The organism is Paenibacillus amylolyticus (assembly GCF_047302515.1).
GTDB lineage: Bacteria > Bacillota > Bacilli > Paenibacillales > Paenibacillaceae > Paenibacillus > Paenibacillus amylolyticus_G.
Map to the genome: position 1 here is coordinate 1,522,617 of NZ_CP168019.1, position 16,943 is coordinate 1,539,559.

Here is a 16,943-nt window from a genome sequence, read left to right on the forward strand (position 1 = left end):
CATTATTTCAATAACAGGAGGCGGTCGGGTTGAAACCGAAATCCCAGATTGTCAATCTGCCTGTGTACCAGCCGGGCAAACCGATTGAAGAAGTGAAACGTGAACTGGGGCTTGAACAAGTCATCAAGTTGGCCTCCAACGAAAACCCGTACGGCAGTTCTCCTGCCGCTCTGGAAGCCATTACGAAAGAAATGACTAATATAAGCATATACCCAGACGGTAGCTCGGTTGAGCTGACGGGAGTTCTTGCCAAGCATCTTGGCGTTGAACGGAACAACTTAATATTTGGTTGTGGTTCCGATGAGATTATTGCTTTGATCACGAGAGCTTTCTTCTTGCCGGGTGATGAGACCATCATGGCAGATCAGACATTTTCTGTATATAAAAGCAATGCAGATATTGAGGGTGCCGTGTCCATCGAAGTGCCTCTGAAAGATGGCACGCATGATCTGAGCGCGATGCTCGCGCAAATTAACGACAAAACCAAAGCAGTATGGGTGTGTAATCCAAATAATCCGACAGGTACGATTATCTCCGAGCAGGAACTTACAGCCTTTATGGACTGTGTGCCTGCTCATGTGATGGTCATACTGGACGAAGCTTATTATGAATTCGTAACCGATGAAGCATACCCGCAAAGTATACCATTGATCGAACGGTATCCGAACTTGGTCATCCTGCGGACATTCTCCAAAATTTACGGTTTGGCTTCGCTTCGGATCGGATATGGTATTGCACGTCCCGAAATTATTGATTTGATTAACCGTGTACGTGAACCGTTTAACACCTCCCGTTTTGGACAGGTTGCGGCAAAAGCTGCACTACTGGATCAGGATTTTGTTCAAGAGTGCTCGAAGCGGAATGCAACGGATCGGGATTACCTGCAAAATGAATTTACAAGGCTCGGATTGTCGTATTTCCCTTCACAGGGTAATTTCATTATGGTTGACCTGAATATGCCTTCGGCAATTGCGTTCCAATCCTTGCTCAAACAAGGCATTATCGTTCGCTCAGGATTCCACGTATACCCAACTTACATTCGTGTGTCCGTCGGAACATCAGAACAGAACCGTGCATTTGTCACGGCACTGGAGAACACGCTGGCTGAGAAGGCGGTAGCACGCTCTTAATACTGGCGATGAAAGAGTGAGGACCCATGAAACTAAAAATTGCAATGATTGGTGTAGGACTCATCGGCGGTTCACTGGCGCTCTGCTTCAAAGGCAAGCCAGATGTAACCGTGATGGGCTACGCCCACTTGGATGAACTGAAGGACAAGTACATAGCGAGCGGTGTAGTGGATGATGCTACGCTCTCTCTGGAAGAAGCGGTAGAGGATGCCGACTTTATTTTTTTGTGCGTTCCCGTAGGTTTGCTAGAATCCTATTTCGAAAAGCTCTCCAAGCTGCCCTTGAAAAAAGGATGTATCATCACGGACGTAGGCAGCACTAAAGCTTCCATTGCCGCTTGTGCCGAGCATGTGCGGTTGACTGACGCTTACTTCATTGGTGGTCACCCTATGGCGGGGTCGGAGCGTGCAGGCGTAGATGCGGCCTCAGCCGTGTTGTTTGAGAATGCATACTATGTCTTAACCCCTTCAGAACATGTACCTGAGGAAGCCTACAGCAGGTTGTCTGAGCTGCTTGCGTATACGCGGGCACAGATCGTGCGTGTGGAGCCTCTGTTGCACGATGACATCGTGGGGGCGATTAGTCATCTGCCACATGTTATTGCTGTTGCGCTGGTGAATCAGGTGCGTGAATATAATGAGTCGAATCCACTGTATAAAATGCTGGCTGCAGGTGGTTTCCGGGATATTACCCGGATTGCGTCCAGTGACGCGATTGTGTGGAGAGATATCTTGCTTAGCAACCGTGATGTACTGCTGGGCTTGCTTAAGGACTGGAATAGCCAGATGACGGCCTTTACGGATATGTTGGAGCATAAGAACGGTGAAGGCATAGAGGAGGCATTCCGTCAGGCCCGCGAGTTCCGCAGTATATTACCAGAACGACGCAAAGGCATGATTTCGCCGTTATTTGATCTGTATACTGATGTCCAGGATGCACCGGGTATGATCGGTAAGATTGCAACTGAGCTTGGGGCGAATGACATCAACTTGAGCAACTTGGAGATTATCGAAAACCGGGTGGATGTGCCGGGCATTATGCGTCTGTCTTTCCGTCAGGAAGAAGATATGGAACGAGCCAAGACGTTATTGGATTCCTTAGGCTATCAAGTGTGGATATAAGACGAGAAAGAGGGCGAAAGCCCTCTTTATTGTGAGGTTATATTGGAGTTGTTATTTGATTTTCAGTCACAGAAAAAAAGGATGTATTATCCTGATTTACCGAAAGATATAATTAATTCGAACAATTTTACTGAAAGTGTTGACAAAATGAAAACGTATACATATAATAAGGGTACAGTATGGTTTCTCTCCACTCCTATCCAATAACTGTATTGCTCCACGTGAGCAATGGCCGCTTATGTAAGCGGTCTTTTTTTTGTCTTAAAAAGTTATGGGAAAGGCATTGGTATGTTAATAGTTACATTTGAACTTACATCCTCTATTTACATCTCCCTCCTTAATCTGTTAGGATACCTTAGATCCAATAAATATCACATTTTTGTAACCTTTTCGGTATATCGTCCGTCTATATAAGCAAGGGTTACCAAAAAGGCTCAAAATGAAGTCATGAACGTGAAAATGACCGCATATGAATGACAGGTCGGGTTTTGTGGATACCGATGGATTTGCCAGGATGATGCAGACCGTTGTACAATAAATACTGTTAATGTAGAAACGTTGGGGAAATTGCCATTACATAGGGGAATTTGGCGGGAAGGCCAGTTATGGCGCTGAACGCTTTTTATATGCGGTGAGAACCGCAACTTTTTTGTGCCTGTTCGGTAATACATGGATAGAGTCGAACGGGGAGAAGCACATGGATGGGCGAGGAGGGGTCGCACTCAAATGACGGATTCCCAGTTGATTCGAGAGATCAAGGAAGGTAACCTGGAGTTATATTCCGAGCTGATGAGTCGTTATCAGCGTAAAATACTGGCTTTCGTATATCATATGTTGAAAAGTTCCAATATGGAGCTGCTTGCGGAAGATCTCTGTTCTGAGACTTTCTATAAAGCGTACCGCAGTCTGCACTCATTCCGCGAGGTGGATGCCTCATTCTCAACCTGGTTGTATACCATTGCGAGAAATACGGTATTGAGTGAGCTTCGCAAACAGCGCAGCGGGAATATTCCACTCGAAGAGAGCGGTTTTGTACCTGTTGCTCCGTCCGAGAATGCGCCAGAGTATGCTGTATTGCGCAGCGAGCGGGTGATGCTGGTTAGGGATGCGATTAACAATTTGCCGGAGAAGCAGCGTTCTGCGATTATACTCCGCGAGTATGATCAACTAGACTACCAAGAGATTGCGAATATTCTTGGGCAGAGCGTCAGTTCTGTGAAATCGCTATTATTCAGAGCAAGATCAAGCGTAAAAACTCAATTGGAACCTTATTTCTTCGAACCGGTGTACGAGCCATATGAAGGGATGAAGAACCGATGAATTGCAATGAAGCCCAGGAACTGTTTGCACTGGTCTGGGACTTGCCGGAAACTCATCCTCAGCGGATTGCATTTCATGCTCATCTCGCTGGTTGTGAAGAGTGCTCCGAGCAGTTTGAGGTCTGGGAAGAAGCTCAGATCTTGCTGCACAGCATTCCGGTTCCAGTGACAGAACAACAAGCAGAGAGAGTGAACCGTAACGTTATGGACCGGATCTACGCGGAGTCTCCATGGTTACTGCCGGAAGAGGTAAAGGTTAATCGTTTCTCTGCTGTGATCCGCAAGCATATGTCTTTGTGGATTGCCGCGTTCCTGGCTATTTTTTTATGCAGCTTTCTGTATATGGCAATGTTTAAGCCAGACGTATCAGAAGCTGAGCAAACCAAAGTTGTTACTACGGGTATCCTGGAGACAGGGATCGCCGGAAGCGGACCATCGTCCTCTGGAATGTATCAGTACAACATGACTGGAGCGGACAGAGGAAGTATCATAGAACCTTTTGTTGTGAGCATGGGACCTGCTTATCCGCAGTATTGGATGGCCCTCTCTTTACTTGCAATAGGAATGGCGTTATTTTCTCTTGGACGTATGCATCGAACAACGAATAAACGCAAACAAGGTGCGAGTGCATAGGTAATAACCTTTCGTTCGCCGTGTGGAGAAATGAGGGATGTAAGTGCGAATCGGGCTTATTCGTCACGGTCTTACAGACTGGAATGCGGCGGGCCGTATACAGGGTCAGACGGATATTCCTCTGAATGGAGAAGGTCGTGAACAGGCAGAGCGCCTGGGAAGACGTCTGCTGACGGAAGAATACCAATGGGACTATATCATCACAAGTGGATTATCGCGGGCACAGGAAACAGGGGAGATTATCTCTAAACTGTTGAATGTACCTTTGCTTGAGCCGGACGCACGGTTGAAAGAAAGGGCTTTTGGTCAGATTGAAGGTCTGACTTCAGAAGAACGGGTTGCCCGTTGGGGCCAAGCCTGGGAGACATTGGACTTGGGACAGGAGCAGATAGCGGATATCCAGATTCGTGCACTGGCGTTTCTGGAAGATCTATGGTCTGCCTATCCGGACCAAAACGTACTCATTGTCACTCACGGAGCTTTCTTAGCCAACCTGTTAACAGCTTTGTTTAAAGATCGGTATACAGAACGGATTGGAAACCTGTCACTGACGATCCTGGAAAAGGAACGTGATGACTGGAGTCCGCTGTTGTATAATTGCACACGACATCTGTCTTTGGACACAGCGAAACAACCTGAGTAATCCAACTTGGGTTGTTTTTTTTGCGTTTTATGGGGAAATAAAGACTTTATATGATTTCAAACCTCTCATTTTTCTTCTGATTGACCAACTCGGGGCATAGTATGGTTTAAAACATAAAAGATTTCCAAAAAGAGGTTTAGATTATGGGAATTCCGTCAACGATGTTTACAAAACCAAACTATTTCAGGCTCCGAATCAGCAGTCGAAGTAGTTAACGGGCGAGGCGATGGACCCATGAATCTAGCGGATATGCTTACTTTTGCCGATATTGGCCAGCTTAATCGAATAGCAGACTATTACCAATGTGAATGCAAGCCCAATTCCAAACATGAACTCATCCAGAGTATTCTCACTACATTGGGCAGCAGACCCTTTTTTGAGCAGCAGGTACGTCAACTGAATCAAGCAGATCAGCGCTTTTTGAACAACTTGTTGTTTGATCCTCGCCAGTATTATGGTATGGAAGAACTCATTGCCATAGCCCGTCAATCGATGGACAAAAAGGAGAGTGAGGCTGGCGCGAGTCCACGTGATCTCATCGTTCGCTTCAATAAGAGTGGATGGTTGTTCAATGGGACAACGCAGCAGACCAGGTATTTGTATCAGGTACCCCAGGATCTGAAATTAAGATTCAGGGATGTGTTATCCACACATCTGCGAGCAGGGATTACCAAAACAACGGAACCACCCATGTATCGGGATGAGTATCATCTCTTAGCGGATGATCTCAAGTTGTTCCTGCAGTTTGTCCAGCAGCACGAAATTGCCCTTAACGCTGAAGGTATGATGTACCGTCGCTCTCAACAGCAAATTATGGAGCATCTGCACATTAGTGAGGAATTGGTGGGCAAAGGTGGATGGAGATTCGGATATGGCCGTTCCTTCAAGGATTACCCGGATCGTTTCGCACTTCTCTACGACTATGCATTTCACCATCGGCTGGTTCGTGAGGAGCAAGGCACGCTGAAGTTATCACCAGCTGGAGAAGACAAGCTGGGAGCTGAGAAAACAGCCGAAATGATACAGCTATTTAGGTTTTGGTTAAGATTGTATAAAGGTGCTATTCCCAATCTGTCCTCTATTGTGTATTGGACAGGCGAATGTGCCCAAGAATGGTCAACCGCCGAGTCGCTGTTTCGTCAGATCGGTCCGTTCATTCAGCCGTTTTACTATGATACGGCCGAGGCCATCTATGATAACAGAATTGTTAAAATGATGTTGCATCTTGGCATGGTCCGTATTGGGGAACATGAGGAAGGCAGGACTATACAAATGACAGCCTGGGGCACACGTCTTGCTGCATCCTGTCGCTCCATCTCAGGAGACATTACGCCTATTATGTTTGACAAGTGAAGGACAAGTTGCTAAAATCACTCCCAAATTAAGGAGTGATAATAATGATAATTCCATACAAAGGTCTACAACCTCAGTTACACCCTTCGGTATATATGGCTGAAGGTGCAAAACTGATCGGTGATTTGAGAATGGGAGAAGAATCTTCCGTCTGGTTCAATGCAGTCCTTCGGGCTGATTTGGCTCCTATTATCATTGGAAAGCGCTGTAATATTCAAGATAACGTTGTCGGGCATGTCAATACTGATCAACCTTTGATTGTAGGAGATGATGTCTCAGTAGGACATACAGCGATCATTCATGGTTGTTGTATTGGAACAGGATCATTAATCGGCATGGGAGCCATTCTGCTGAATGGAGTCGATATTGGCGAATATACGCTGATTGGAGCCGGTTCTGTTGTTACTGAGAATAGTAAAATTCCGCCCTATACTCTTGCTTTGGGGACACCTGCCAAAGTGATACGTGAGCTGACTGATGCCGATCTGGAGCGGATGTCCAGAACTTCACTGGGTTATGTTACCAAAGGAAAAGAATATAGGAGCTCTTAAATCCGTTTTGGAGGTGCATCCTATTGGATAAAATGAAAGTTACGTATGAAGTCATGTTGGGGCTGGCAGCTGAGATGGTTTGGGACGAAGCGCTTCGCAAACAGCGCAGCGAGAAGCTCTATTTGGAAATCGATAAAGCGTTAGCTACCGGAGACGAAGTAGCTTTCCGGAGTCTGACGGATGAACTGAGGACCATAAACTGATTAGCAAAATAGTTCCTTTCTGAGATAAAAGGGAATGCGCAGATGCGTGTTTCCTTTTTTTAATATGTTTAATTCCGAAATGAATGTCTGGATTTATAAGATATAGTCATATATAATATGGGAATAAAATGGATAGAGAGGGGATATAGGGAATTGAAATTCAGTGAGATGACTCAAGACAGCTGGGCTGAACTGCAACTCTATCTGGATACATGCCTTATTCCATACACAGCTCTTAGCGGTGAGCAGTCGCCAGTTGAAGCTACCGAGGCGTTGGAGCGGCTGAGAGATTTTCTGGATCTGGTCGAAATTCCTTTCAAAGGGAGAATCATGACTTATCCAGCCTTTCATTATGTTAATTCGGAATTGTCAATGACATTAAATTCCTTGTCCGCACAGCTTAAATCCTCAGGATTCAAATATGTGGTTATTATGTCATCAGATGGTCATTTGGACGGCGTGGAAATTCCAGCTGCTGATCTGGTTTTGAGTCGGTCCGTCTTAACTCATGAGGTCGGAGAAGAAGGGATTGCGAGATTTATAGGGGAAAAGATACGAGAGTTGTGGAAAAAATAGTTTTTAGCAACAAATGTGACAATTTTACAACAATTTTTTAATAACGCTTACAATTGAACCTTAAAAATGTGTGACAAATTCTTGACGGTGTTCTAGGGCTACTATATGATTATGTATGTTCTAGTAAGTCGTGGAATTTATGAAAATGAAAACGTTTGAGAGAGTTGGCTGAAAAAGGGGGTTGGAGACAGTATGAGCAGTGAGCATGACCACCACGAAGCTTCATTGAAATTGCCAAGCCGCATGGAGATGTCACGCAGGCAGTTTTTGACGTACACGCTTGGTGGAGCTACAGCCTACATGGCCGCCGGTGCAATCCTTCCTATGGTCCGTTTTGCGGTGGACCCGATTTTGCAACATAAGGGAGAAGGCACCTCTGTCAAAGTAGCTGAAATCAGCAAAATTACGAATGAGCCTCAAGAATTCACCTTTGAACTTAAACAGCAGGATGGTTGGTATCTGAGTAATGCATCGTTAGTGGCGTGGATTCGCAAAGACGAGCAGGGTAAAATTTATGCACTCTCACCTATCTGTAAACATCTGGGATGTACAGTAGGCTGGAATAGTGACAAGCAATACCCTGACGAGTATCATTGCCCCTGCCATGGCGCGCACTATGACAAGGAAGGGAAGAATCTTGCCGTAGCCCCCAAACCGCTGGATGAGTACGTAGTCAAGGAAGAGCAGGGTTGGGTATATCTGGGCGACATTGTTCCGAACACCCGAGTGAATTAGGAGGCGTGAACGCAGATGTTTAAAAATGTCTATGACTGGATTGACGAGCGTCTTGACATCACGCCAATCTGGCGGGACGTTGCGGATCATGAAGTTCCAGAGCATGTAAATCCGGCTCATCACTTTTCCGCATTCGTGTACTGCTTTGGTGGATTGACGTTCTTTATTACTGTTATTCAAATTCTGTCAGGCATGTTCCTGACCATGTATTATGTACCTGATATTATCAATGCCTACGCAAGTGTGGAGTACCTGCAGACCAAAGTAGCCTTCGGCCAAATTGTTCGCGGCATGCACCACTGGGGAGCCAGTCTGGTTATCGTAATGATGTTCTTACATACGATGCGTGTGTTCTTTACAGGCTCTTACAAGGCACCGCGTGAAATGAACTGGGTTGTCGGCATGCTGATCTTTTTCGTCATGTTGGGCCTGGGGCTGACAGGATACTTGTTGCCATGGGATAACAAAGCCTATTTTGCAACAAAAGTAACACTGGAGATTGCCAATACGGTTCCTTGGCTGGGACCGATTATTAAAGAATTCCTGCAAGGCGGTACGATTGTCGGTGCACAAACATTAACCCGATTCTTTGCCCTGCACGTATTCTTCCTCCCCGCTGTGCTTCTGGTGCTTCTGGTCGGACACTTTATCATGATCCGTAGACAGGGCATTTCGGGACCACTATAAACTGAGAAGGGAGGAATCGCAATGGCTCACGGACATAAGAAAGATGATGAGGAAAAGGTTATCTTTGTCGGTGATTCACGGGTCCGTAAAGGGGCGGGTTTCATTACCCCGCCTGATTACACGGCGTATCCCGGCAAATCAGAAGCCTTTATCCCCAACTTCCTGCTGAAAGAATGGATGGTTGGTGTCGTTGTATTGGTGGGGATTCTGGTTCTCACGATCTCAGAACCTGCACCTTTGGGCTATCCGGCCAATCCGAGCGCATCCGTAATTCCTATGCCGGACTGGTACTTCCTTTTTCTGTATCAGTACTTGAAGTATCCATATGCATCGGGCGATTACGTTCTGCTCGGCGTACTGGGGGTCAGCGGAGTCGCTTTTGGAGCTTTGCTGCTGGCACCATTCCTGGATACAGGCAAGGAGCGGCGTTTCTATAAACGCCCAATTGCTTCATCACTGATGATTTTGTCGGTCATTTCTGTATTCTACCTGACGAATGTAGCGTGGACGCACTACGAGCATGAGTTGGAAGCAAGTGGACAGAAACCTGAACATATTCAACGTGAAGAAGAAGCGCTGGAGAGGCGTGAACAGGGACTCCCACCCGTTTCCAATGCACCTGGACAGCAAGAAGAAGTTGCAATCGTGGAACAGGATGATCCTGCAATGGAAACGTACAAGAAGGCCGGTTGTATTGGCTGCCATGCGGCTGATATGAAGGGCGCAAGTGGACCTTCACTTCGGGGTGTGGGTGACAAGCACAGCCAGGAAGAGATTCTGACCATCATTAAGGATGGTTATAACCAGATGCCTCCTCAGTACAATAACGCCATCGCTCAAGGTGTCACGGATGAAGAGATCACTCATCTGACCGAATGGCTTGCGAAACAGAAAGCAGAACAGTAAAATCAAAATAACCAATGAAACCTGATCGTTTATGCGGTCAGGTTTTTTGAAGTGTTTTTTTGGACAGCACTGTATCGTGCACAATATATGATGAAGGAAGGGGCAGGGAATGTGGCTTTATCGTATTTCTGGAGTAGGGAATTTCTAACCAATCGTTATTTCCTGTGGCTATTATTTTGGTGTAATGCGGTAGGAACGGTATACGGATACATCTGGTACGGAGAGCAAATGAAATTGACGCTGGCTGAGCAGCCGGTGTGGCAGATCGTATTTGTGCCAGATAGTCCAACAGCGAGTTTGTTTTTTACTTTAGCGTTGTTATGGGTCTTGTACCCACCACGGTCCATCATTATCAAACGGTTCGGACATGTGATTCAGGCGCTTGCCGTGGTCACATCTGTGAAATATGGCGTGTGGGCCGTATCCATTATTTTCGCTGGCTGGATGCAAGGTGGTACACAGCACTGGCAAGACTGGATGTTGATTGCTTCGCATAGTGCGATGGCCATAGAAGCTCTAATTTTTGTGCGCTTTTTCGGCTTCCGCTGGACTTCCCTTGTCGTTGCAGGTCTCTGGACGCTGTTGAACGATACGATGGATTATACATATGATATTTACCCTTGGTTACCCGCTTCCCTCTATGATCATGTAGATGGTGTGCGTAATTTCACATTCGGACTGACACTGGTGAGCATTCTGTGCGCGTGGCTGGCCTTAAGACAGGCGAAACGAACCTGATATCCGATCTCGAGCTTGTTCTAATGAACTGTCCCCCGCCATACATTGGTGGTGGGAGGGATGTCCATGAAGAGAACGTTTGGGATCAAAACTGGCTTATTGGTTGTATCGTTCATAGCTCTGCTGCTTTGGACGAACTTAGCATATCGTGTATCCGCGCAAAGTGAAGCATTAAATTCGAATTCAGATCAGCAAGTGTCCACAAGCAATTCAATTGCAAAACTGAATGAGGAAGCAGCCATATTGTATCGTCAGGCGCTCGAGAATAATATTGAAGAAGTGCGCGGAAGCATTCTGCGTATCAGTAAAAGTCTGGAGCATATCTCCTTTGAGGGACAAACAACAGTTGAGGGCATTCACGCCTTGTCCGAAACCATAGTTGAAGTGAAACAAGCCGTTGTGAAGGTGAAAAATGACGATGCTTCTCTTCAGCAGTCCTCAGCCAAGCTCAGACTTGCAGCAGATAGTCTCGCGAATCCAACCAAGCCTTTATGGCTTCAGTATTATAAAATCGTGAAAAACGATCTGGACGCTTTATCCGCTGCTACAAATCAAGGGCAAACTGCGGCCGTACTGGCAAACCGCTACACCGTTCTGGAGGAGCATTATGAGACGATTCGTCCTGCCGCACTGATTCGCCGTGAACCGTATGAAATTGCTCAGATGGACGCATGGTTATCTCATACCAAAGGGCTTACCAATGCAAAGCAGCCAGATCTGGCTCAGTTAAAGAGCATGGTGGGCCATGGTGAGGAACTGGTGAACCAGTTATTTGGTCGGGAGAAGGATGAGAGTGCGTTCGTACCATTTGTACAGGGCCCTGATCGCAGGGCGGCCGGGTTGCTCATCAGTTCGGTCATTGTGGCGACGTTAAGTTACGCCGGATATCGTAAATATCGTGCGCAGCAGCAGGGGATTTTTCCTTTTCGGCGTTAATAGAACATGAACTTGATCCTGGTCTATAAGTATTATATAAAAAAGACCTCTTTCCGCATGAATAGCCACGCTAACGGCTCTTCATGTAAAAAGAGGTTTTCTTGTAGTTTCTGTGTTATATCAGCTTTCTTTGAAACCTTCGCCATGTACATCGTGAACATCGCTGATGATGACAAAAGCTCTCGGGTCAATGGAACGTACAATGGTCTGCAATCGCCTGAACTCTTGCCTGGAGATCACGCAGTAGGCCATGTGTTTGGCCTGTTTAGAGTATGCACCAATGGCTGGAATGAGGGTGACGCCACGATCCATATCCCGTGTGATCTGGTCCGCAATCTCGGGTGCATGGTCACTAATGATCATAAATGCCCGGGCAGAATATGCACCTTCCTGAATAAAGTCGATGACTTTAGAGGCGATGAATACAGCTACAAGCGTATACAGAATTTTTTCTTTGGGGATGTAGATAAGAGAGAGCCCGATAATGATGAAGTCGATGCCCAGTAATACTCGGCCCATACTCCATCCATACTTGCGGTTGAGAATACGGGCAATGATGTCTGAACCGCCTGTCGTTCCACCCCAACGGAATACAATGCCAAGACCGGCTCCAAGAGTGACACCTGCATATAGGGCTGCGAGCAGGAGGTCATTCTCGGTATGTAATGGTTCAATCCAGCCCAGATGAATCAACTTCTCAAACAACCATAGAAAAACGGTCAATGCCCCAATGCCGATACCCGTATAGATCATCTGTCTGCCGCCCAAAATTTTGAGCCCAATCAGAAAGAGGGGAACATTCAGAATCAAGGTTGTAAGTGAAGGTGAGATGCCAAAAGCGTAATTGATCAGCACCGTAACCCCGGTGAGGCCACCTTCCATAAGCTGGTTGGGGATAATGAAATAGAGGAGCCCAAAGGCATATAAGGCTGTACCCAGCACGATGGGAAGAACCAGTTTAACTTGTATCCAGGTTTTGGCAGTGCTCATAAGATCCCTCGCTGTAGATAAATTAGAATGAAGAAGCAATCATTCCCATCTAGTATACCTGTTTATTGATTCTTTAAAAATGATTTGTCGCTGATGATGGTGGAAGTGAATCTAAATAACTGATATTATTAGGAACAAATACGACATCATTTCAAAGGAGAATCCGTTCTCATGGAGAAAAGCATCGCAGAAATGCAGCGTGAGGTTGATCAGTATATCTCCCAGTTCAAGGAGGGATATTTCAGTCCTCTGGCCATGTTGGCCCGGATGTCTGAAGAGGTTGGGGAGCTCGCCAGGGAAGTGAATCATGAATTCGGCGAGAAGCCGAAGAAATCTTCCGAAGCAGCCAATTCCATTGAACTTGAGCTTGGAGATATTTTATTTATCACGATTTGTTTTGCGAACTCACTGGGAATTGATCTGGCTGAGGCGCACGATAAAGTCATGCATAAATTTAACACCCGCGATGCCAATCGGTGGACTCCCAAAAACACCGATTAGGCGTAGATTACATATGCTGTACCATCACCCGATCGGGGAGGGTCAGCTTAATGATGAAACCGGAAGAATATATGCAGCAGGCTTACCGCTGTATATTGCAAAATGATTTTGAGCAGGCGATTCGTTGGTTCGAGTCAGCCATTCACGCTCATCCAAAACATGCGGAGTTATATTATCGCTGTTCCATTACACACGCCCGCAGCAAACATCTGGTTCCAGCGCTTGAATATGCACGCAAGTCGGTTGAATTGTCGCCAGGAACAGAAGAGTATATTTTGCATCTGCAGACGTTGGAATCAAAACAATTGACCTCCAGAGCGAAGTTGCTGTTGGAGCAGGCGGGTATTGCAACACAGGAGCGCTATGTGGAAGCATCTACGCTTCTGCAAGAAGCGGTCAAACTTGATCCGCTCTCAGTGGAAGCTCATGTTATGCTTGCGCTGGCTTACAGTGATTTGAATGAATTTGACTATGCAATTCAGGCGCTGCGTGAGGCAATTTTGCTGGACCCGCAGAATGGGCAACTGCATCAGATGTTACAGGAAATCAAGCAACGTATGAAATCCATTCAATAAGAATTCATTTTGCAAAGATTTTTTTTGATTAGAAATGGATTCAACGATATGATCCAACATAGCGAGGAGATGCAGTCAATATGAGTGAAGTAATCAGAGTTGCCGTGATCGGAGCGGCTGGCCGTATGGGCCGTGAAGTTGTGAAATTGGTACTTCAGGACCCGGAATTGGAGCTTGCAGCGGCTGTCAACCGCTCCGGAGCAGGCACGGATGCAGGAACCCTTGTTGGTTTGCCAGAGTGTGGGGTGCTGGTGACTGATGATATCGAAATGGCTTTTGCCGAAACAAAACCTCAAGTTATGGTTGATTTTACAGTACCACAATTTGCGTTTGCACATACTGAGATCGCGATCCGTCATGGAGTCAGACCTGTCATGGGTGTTACCGGCTTCACGCCGGAGCAGATTGAACAGTTGGACAAGCAGTGCCAGGATAAAGGAATTGGAGGGCTTATTGCCCCTAACTTCTCGATTGGTGCCATTTTGATGATGCGATTCGCAGCACAAGCTGCCAAACATATGCCAAATGTGGAGATCATCGAATATCACGGAGATCAGAAGCTGGATGCTCCTTCAGGAACTGCGATCAAAACAGCGGAACTGATTGCTGCCAATCGGGAAGAACTTCGTCAAGGTAATCCAAATGAGGAAGAAACGATTGAAGGATCACGAGGCGGGTATTACAATGGCTTCCGAATTCACAGTGTACGATTGCCTGGTGTATTCGCGCAGCAGGAAGTTGTTTTCGGAGACTATGGACAGTCACTCAAAATTCGGCATGACTCCTACGAGCGCGCAGGTTATATGCCTGGTGTTAAGATTGGTGTGCAAAAGGTTATGGAGTATACAGGAATGATCTACGGATTTGACCACTTTATCGACTAAAGGAGATTGTCATGTTGAAAATAGCATTTATCGCCCATGATCGTAAAAAAGAAGAGATGGTTAACTTCGTGACGGCATATGAGCCTGTTTTTACGGACCATCAATTATATTCTACAGGAACAACAGGCCTTCGTATTATGGAAGGAACGTCTCTGAAGATTCACCGATTCGAATCAGGCCCATTGGGCGGAGATCAGCAGATTGGAGCTTTGGTTGCGCAAAATGAGATGGATCTGATTATTTTCTTGCGCGATCCATTGATGGCACAACCTCACGAGCCGGATATTAATGCGTTGCTGCGTCTTTGTGATGTGCAGGGTATTCCACTTGCCACAAATATTGCAACTGCTGAGATTCTGGTTAAAGCTCTGGATCGTGGCGATTTTGCCTGGAGAGAGCTGGTACATAAGTACAAGCCGGAGGCTGGATTGAATTCGGGTGATTCCGAATGAGTCTGGATATTCTCATCTTTGGAGCACATGCAGACGATGCGGAGATTGGTATGGGTGGAACGATTGCCAAACATACCGCTGCTGGCTTGAAAGTAGGCGTGTGTGATCTGACTCGTGCTGAGATGTCTTCCAACGGAACAGTAGAGCGCAGAACCGAGGAAGCGGAGCAAGCCTCCCGCGTCCTCGGTCTTTCGTGTCGAACGAATCTGGGGCTTCCTGATCGTGGTTTATATCTTACGCCTGAACATGTACAGGCGGTGACGGCTGAGATACGACGTCATGCCCCTCGGATGGTATTTGCTCCGTACTGGGAAGATCGTCATCCGGATCATGTCAATTGCAGTAAGCTTGTGCAGGAGGCTGTATTTAACGCCAAGCTTCGCAACTACATGCCGGACATGCCTGCCGTGCAGGTGAAGGAACTTTATTTTTACTTTATTAATGACATCGGGCCTACGGATTTGATTGTTGATATTACGGAACACTATGAGCAAAAAGAAACATCATTGCTCTCTTATCGTTCCCAATTCGAACTGGGAGACGGAGCGGTCTCGACGCCATTGAATCAAGGGTATATTGAACGTGTAAGAGCCCGTGATTCCTTGCTCGGACAACGCAGTCTCATCCCGTTTGCAGAAGGTTTTGCTACAATTACACCTTACGTGGTTCATCAATTTGGCTCGGGTGCCCAATAAACGATTTCACATTTTACGTTTAATGAAACGAAGGGTTTCATTATTCCATTGCATTATATCAACCTGCATGAAGCGGGAGATCAAAGGAGCGTCCACAGGATGGATAAAAAGCTAAAAATCGGCATCACCTGTTATCCGTCCCTCGGCGGGTCTGGCGTTGTCGCAACGGAGCTGGGCAAATTACTTGCCGAACAGGGGCATCAGGTTCATTTTATTGCCAACAGTATCCCGTTCAGACTGGGTACGTTCCAGAAAAATATTTTTTATCACGAAGTTGAAGTAAATGATTATTATGTTTTCCGTTACCCTCCGTATGACCTGTCACTGGCAACAAAGATGGCTCAAGTGGCTAAGTCACAGCAGCTGGATCTGCTGCATGTTCATTACGCCGTTCCACACGCAGTATGTGCCTTTCTTGCGAAACAAATGGTAGGGGACGGCCTTAAAGTGGTTACCACGTTACACGGAACGGATATTACGGTTCTGGCTCAGGATGAATCTCTGAAGGATCTGATACGTCTAGCCATTAATGAAAGTGACGCGGTTACTGCCGTATCACAAGATTTGATTCGAGAAACGGTCGAATTGCTGGATATTCAGCGTCCAATCGATCTAACCTATAATTTTATTGACAAACGAATATATTATCCGCGGGATGCTGCCAGTCTGCGAAGAGACTTTGCTGCGCCCGACGAAAAAATATTAATGCACATCTCCAATTTCCGACCGGTGAAGAGAACTCAGGATGTGGTAGAGGTCTTCCGTCAGGTACAGGAGCAGGTTCCTGCCAAACTGTTATTTGTTGGTGAAGGACCTGATTTGCCGAAGATGCAATGGAAAATTAATGATCTCGGGTTGAATGATAAAGTTCATTTCCTTGGCAAACAGGATGACATTGCTCAGGTCATTTCCATGGCTGACGTGTTGATGCTTCCATCGGAGAAGGAAAGTTTCGGACTTGTGGCGCTCGAAGCAATGGCTTGTGGTGTACCCACGATCGGTTCACAGGCCGGAGGAATTCCGGAACTGGTCTTACATGGTAAGACAGGGTTTTTATCCGCGATCGGGGATACACAATCCATGGCTGAGAACACCATCCGTTTGTTGACAGACGATCGTTTGGCTGCGGAGTTCAGGGAAGCGTGTCTTCAACGCGCTCATCATGATTTTTGCAATGATAAAATTCGGCTTGAATACGAACAGATTTACTACCGGGTGTTGGGAAGGGAAGTTCCGAATCTGAAGCCGGTTTGCGGTTAATCATTTCTTTGACGAAATCATACTGTGCATACCACAACAGGCAAGAGAAGAGGTG

21 protein-coding genes are annotated in these 16,943 nt (G+C 46.4%); 20 read left to right on the forward strand and 1 reads right to left on the reverse strand.

Going from position 1 to position 16,943, the window contains the following annotated elements; all coding sequences use genetic code 11:
• Positions 1-29 precede the first annotated feature (29 nt).
• From hisC to ACDJ59_RS06845, 14 genes are all read left to right on the forward strand, one after another.
• Positions 30-1,130: a histidinol-phosphate transaminase gene (gene hisC, locus ACDJ59_RS06780; protein ID WP_413408036.1), complete on the forward strand. Its 1,101-nt coding sequence runs from the start codon at positions 30-32 to the stop codon at positions 1,128-1,130.
• A 26-nt stretch (positions 1,131-1,156) separates the two neighbouring features.
• Positions 1,157-2,251 (forward strand): prephenate dehydrogenase, encoded by a 1,095-nt coding sequence (locus tag ACDJ59_RS06785; RefSeq protein ID WP_017687717.1) that lies wholly within the window; start codon positions 1,157-1,159, stop codon positions 2,249-2,251.
• Positions 2,252-2,977: 726 nt separating this feature from the next.
• On the forward strand, positions 2,978-3,571 hold the full coding sequence (locus ACDJ59_RS06790; RefSeq protein ID WP_215076009.1) for an RNA polymerase sigma factor: 594 nt from the start codon (positions 2,978-2,980) through the stop codon (positions 3,569-3,571).
• Positions 3,568-4,203, forward strand: coding sequence for an anti-sigma factor family protein (locus ACDJ59_RS06795; protein WP_413408037.1), 636 nt, complete (start codon positions 3,568-3,570; stop codon positions 4,201-4,203). The genes ACDJ59_RS06790 and ACDJ59_RS06795 overlap by 4 nt, the downstream gene beginning before the upstream one ends.
• A gap of 43 nt (positions 4,204-4,246) precedes the next feature.
• Positions 4,247-4,846, forward strand: a complete 600-nt coding sequence (locus ACDJ59_RS06800; protein ID WP_074095634.1) for a histidine phosphatase family protein — start codon at positions 4,247-4,249, stop codon at positions 4,844-4,846.
• Between the two features lie 234 nt (positions 4,847-5,080).
• Positions 5,081-6,199 (forward strand): hypothetical protein, encoded by a 1,119-nt coding sequence (locus ACDJ59_RS06805; protein WP_036607656.1) that lies wholly within the window; start codon positions 5,081-5,083, stop codon positions 6,197-6,199.
• A 44-nt stretch (positions 6,200-6,243) separates the two neighbouring features.
• Complete coding sequence (locus ACDJ59_RS06810; RefSeq protein ID WP_413408038.1) at positions 6,244-6,750, forward strand: gamma carbonic anhydrase family protein; 507 nt, start codon at positions 6,244-6,246, stop codon at positions 6,748-6,750.
• A 23-nt stretch (positions 6,751-6,773) separates the two neighbouring features.
• On the forward strand, positions 6,774-6,953 hold the full coding sequence (locus ACDJ59_RS06815; protein WP_017687723.1) for an IDEAL domain-containing protein: 180 nt from the start codon (positions 6,774-6,776) through the stop codon (positions 6,951-6,953).
• Positions 6,954-7,106: 153 nt separating this feature from the next.
• Positions 7,107-7,529 (forward strand): DUF2487 family protein, encoded by a 423-nt coding sequence (locus ACDJ59_RS06820; protein WP_413408039.1) that lies wholly within the window; start codon positions 7,107-7,109, stop codon positions 7,527-7,529.
• A 192-nt stretch (positions 7,530-7,721) separates the two neighbouring features.
• On the forward strand, positions 7,722-8,264 hold the full coding sequence (locus tag ACDJ59_RS06825; RefSeq protein ID WP_017687725.1) for a ubiquinol-cytochrome c reductase iron-sulfur subunit: 543 nt from the start codon (positions 7,722-7,724) through the stop codon (positions 8,262-8,264).
• A 15-nt stretch (positions 8,265-8,279) separates the two neighbouring features.
• Positions 8,280-8,951, forward strand: a complete 672-nt coding sequence (gene qcrB / locus ACDJ59_RS06830; RefSeq protein ID WP_017687726.1) for a menaquinol-cytochrome c reductase cytochrome b subunit — start codon at positions 8,280-8,282, stop codon at positions 8,949-8,951.
• A 21-nt stretch (positions 8,952-8,972) separates the two neighbouring features.
• Complete coding sequence (locus ACDJ59_RS06835; RefSeq protein WP_047843551.1) at positions 8,973-9,857, forward strand: menaquinol-cytochrome c reductase cytochrome b/c subunit; 885 nt, start codon at positions 8,973-8,975, stop codon at positions 9,855-9,857.
• Positions 9,858-9,968: 111 nt separating this feature from the next.
• Complete coding sequence (locus tag ACDJ59_RS06840) at positions 9,969-10,595, forward strand: DUF1405 domain-containing protein (RefSeq protein ID WP_413409739.1); 627 nt, start codon at positions 9,969-9,971, stop codon at positions 10,593-10,595.
• Between the two features lie 66 nt (positions 10,596-10,661).
• On the forward strand, positions 10,662-11,531 hold the full coding sequence (locus tag ACDJ59_RS06845) for a sporulation protein YpjB (RefSeq protein ID WP_413408040.1): 870 nt from the start codon (positions 10,662-10,664) through the stop codon (positions 11,529-11,531).
• A gap of 120 nt (positions 11,532-11,651) precedes the next feature.
• Here ACDJ59_RS06845 and ACDJ59_RS06850 read toward each other — a convergent pair whose 3' ends face one another.
• Complete coding sequence (locus tag ACDJ59_RS06850) at positions 11,652-12,521, reverse strand: YitT family protein (RefSeq protein ID WP_413408041.1); 870 nt, start codon at positions 12,519-12,521, stop codon at positions 11,652-11,654.
• A 171-nt stretch (positions 12,522-12,692) separates the two neighbouring features.
• On the opposite strand from ACDJ59_RS06850, the gene ACDJ59_RS06855 reads away from it, so the two are divergent.
• The 6 genes from ACDJ59_RS06855 to bshA all read left to right on the forward strand — a co-directional run bounded on the left by ACDJ59_RS06855 (position 12,693) and on the right by bshA (position 16,888).
• On the forward strand, positions 12,693-13,022 hold the full coding sequence (locus tag ACDJ59_RS06855) for a nucleotide pyrophosphohydrolase (RefSeq protein ID WP_017687732.1): 330 nt from the start codon (positions 12,693-12,695) through the stop codon (positions 13,020-13,022).
• 50 nt (positions 13,023-13,072) lie between these two features.
• Positions 13,073-13,597: a tetratricopeptide repeat protein gene (locus ACDJ59_RS06860; protein WP_413408042.1), complete on the forward strand. Its 525-nt coding sequence runs from the start codon at positions 13,073-13,075 to the stop codon at positions 13,595-13,597.
• Between the two features lie 80 nt (positions 13,598-13,677).
• Positions 13,678-14,481, forward strand: a complete 804-nt coding sequence (gene dapB / locus ACDJ59_RS06865; protein ID WP_036607633.1) for a 4-hydroxy-tetrahydrodipicolinate reductase — start codon at positions 13,678-13,680, stop codon at positions 14,479-14,481.
• A gap of 11 nt (positions 14,482-14,492) precedes the next feature.
• On the forward strand, positions 14,493-14,933 hold the full coding sequence (mgsA, locus tag ACDJ59_RS06870) for a methylglyoxal synthase (protein WP_017687735.1): 441 nt from the start codon (positions 14,493-14,495) through the stop codon (positions 14,931-14,933).
• Complete coding sequence (gene bshB1 / locus ACDJ59_RS06875; protein WP_211083466.1) at positions 14,930-15,628, forward strand: bacillithiol biosynthesis deacetylase BshB1; 699 nt, start codon at positions 14,930-14,932, stop codon at positions 15,626-15,628. Before mgsA ends, bshB1 begins: the two co-directional genes overlap by 4 nt.
• 99 nt (positions 15,629-15,727) lie before the next feature.
• Positions 15,728-16,888: an N-acetyl-alpha-D-glucosaminyl L-malate synthase BshA gene (bshA, locus tag ACDJ59_RS06880; RefSeq protein ID WP_413408043.1), complete on the forward strand. Its 1,161-nt coding sequence runs from the start codon at positions 15,728-15,730 to the stop codon at positions 16,886-16,888.
• Positions 16,889-16,943: the final 55 nt, after the last annotated feature.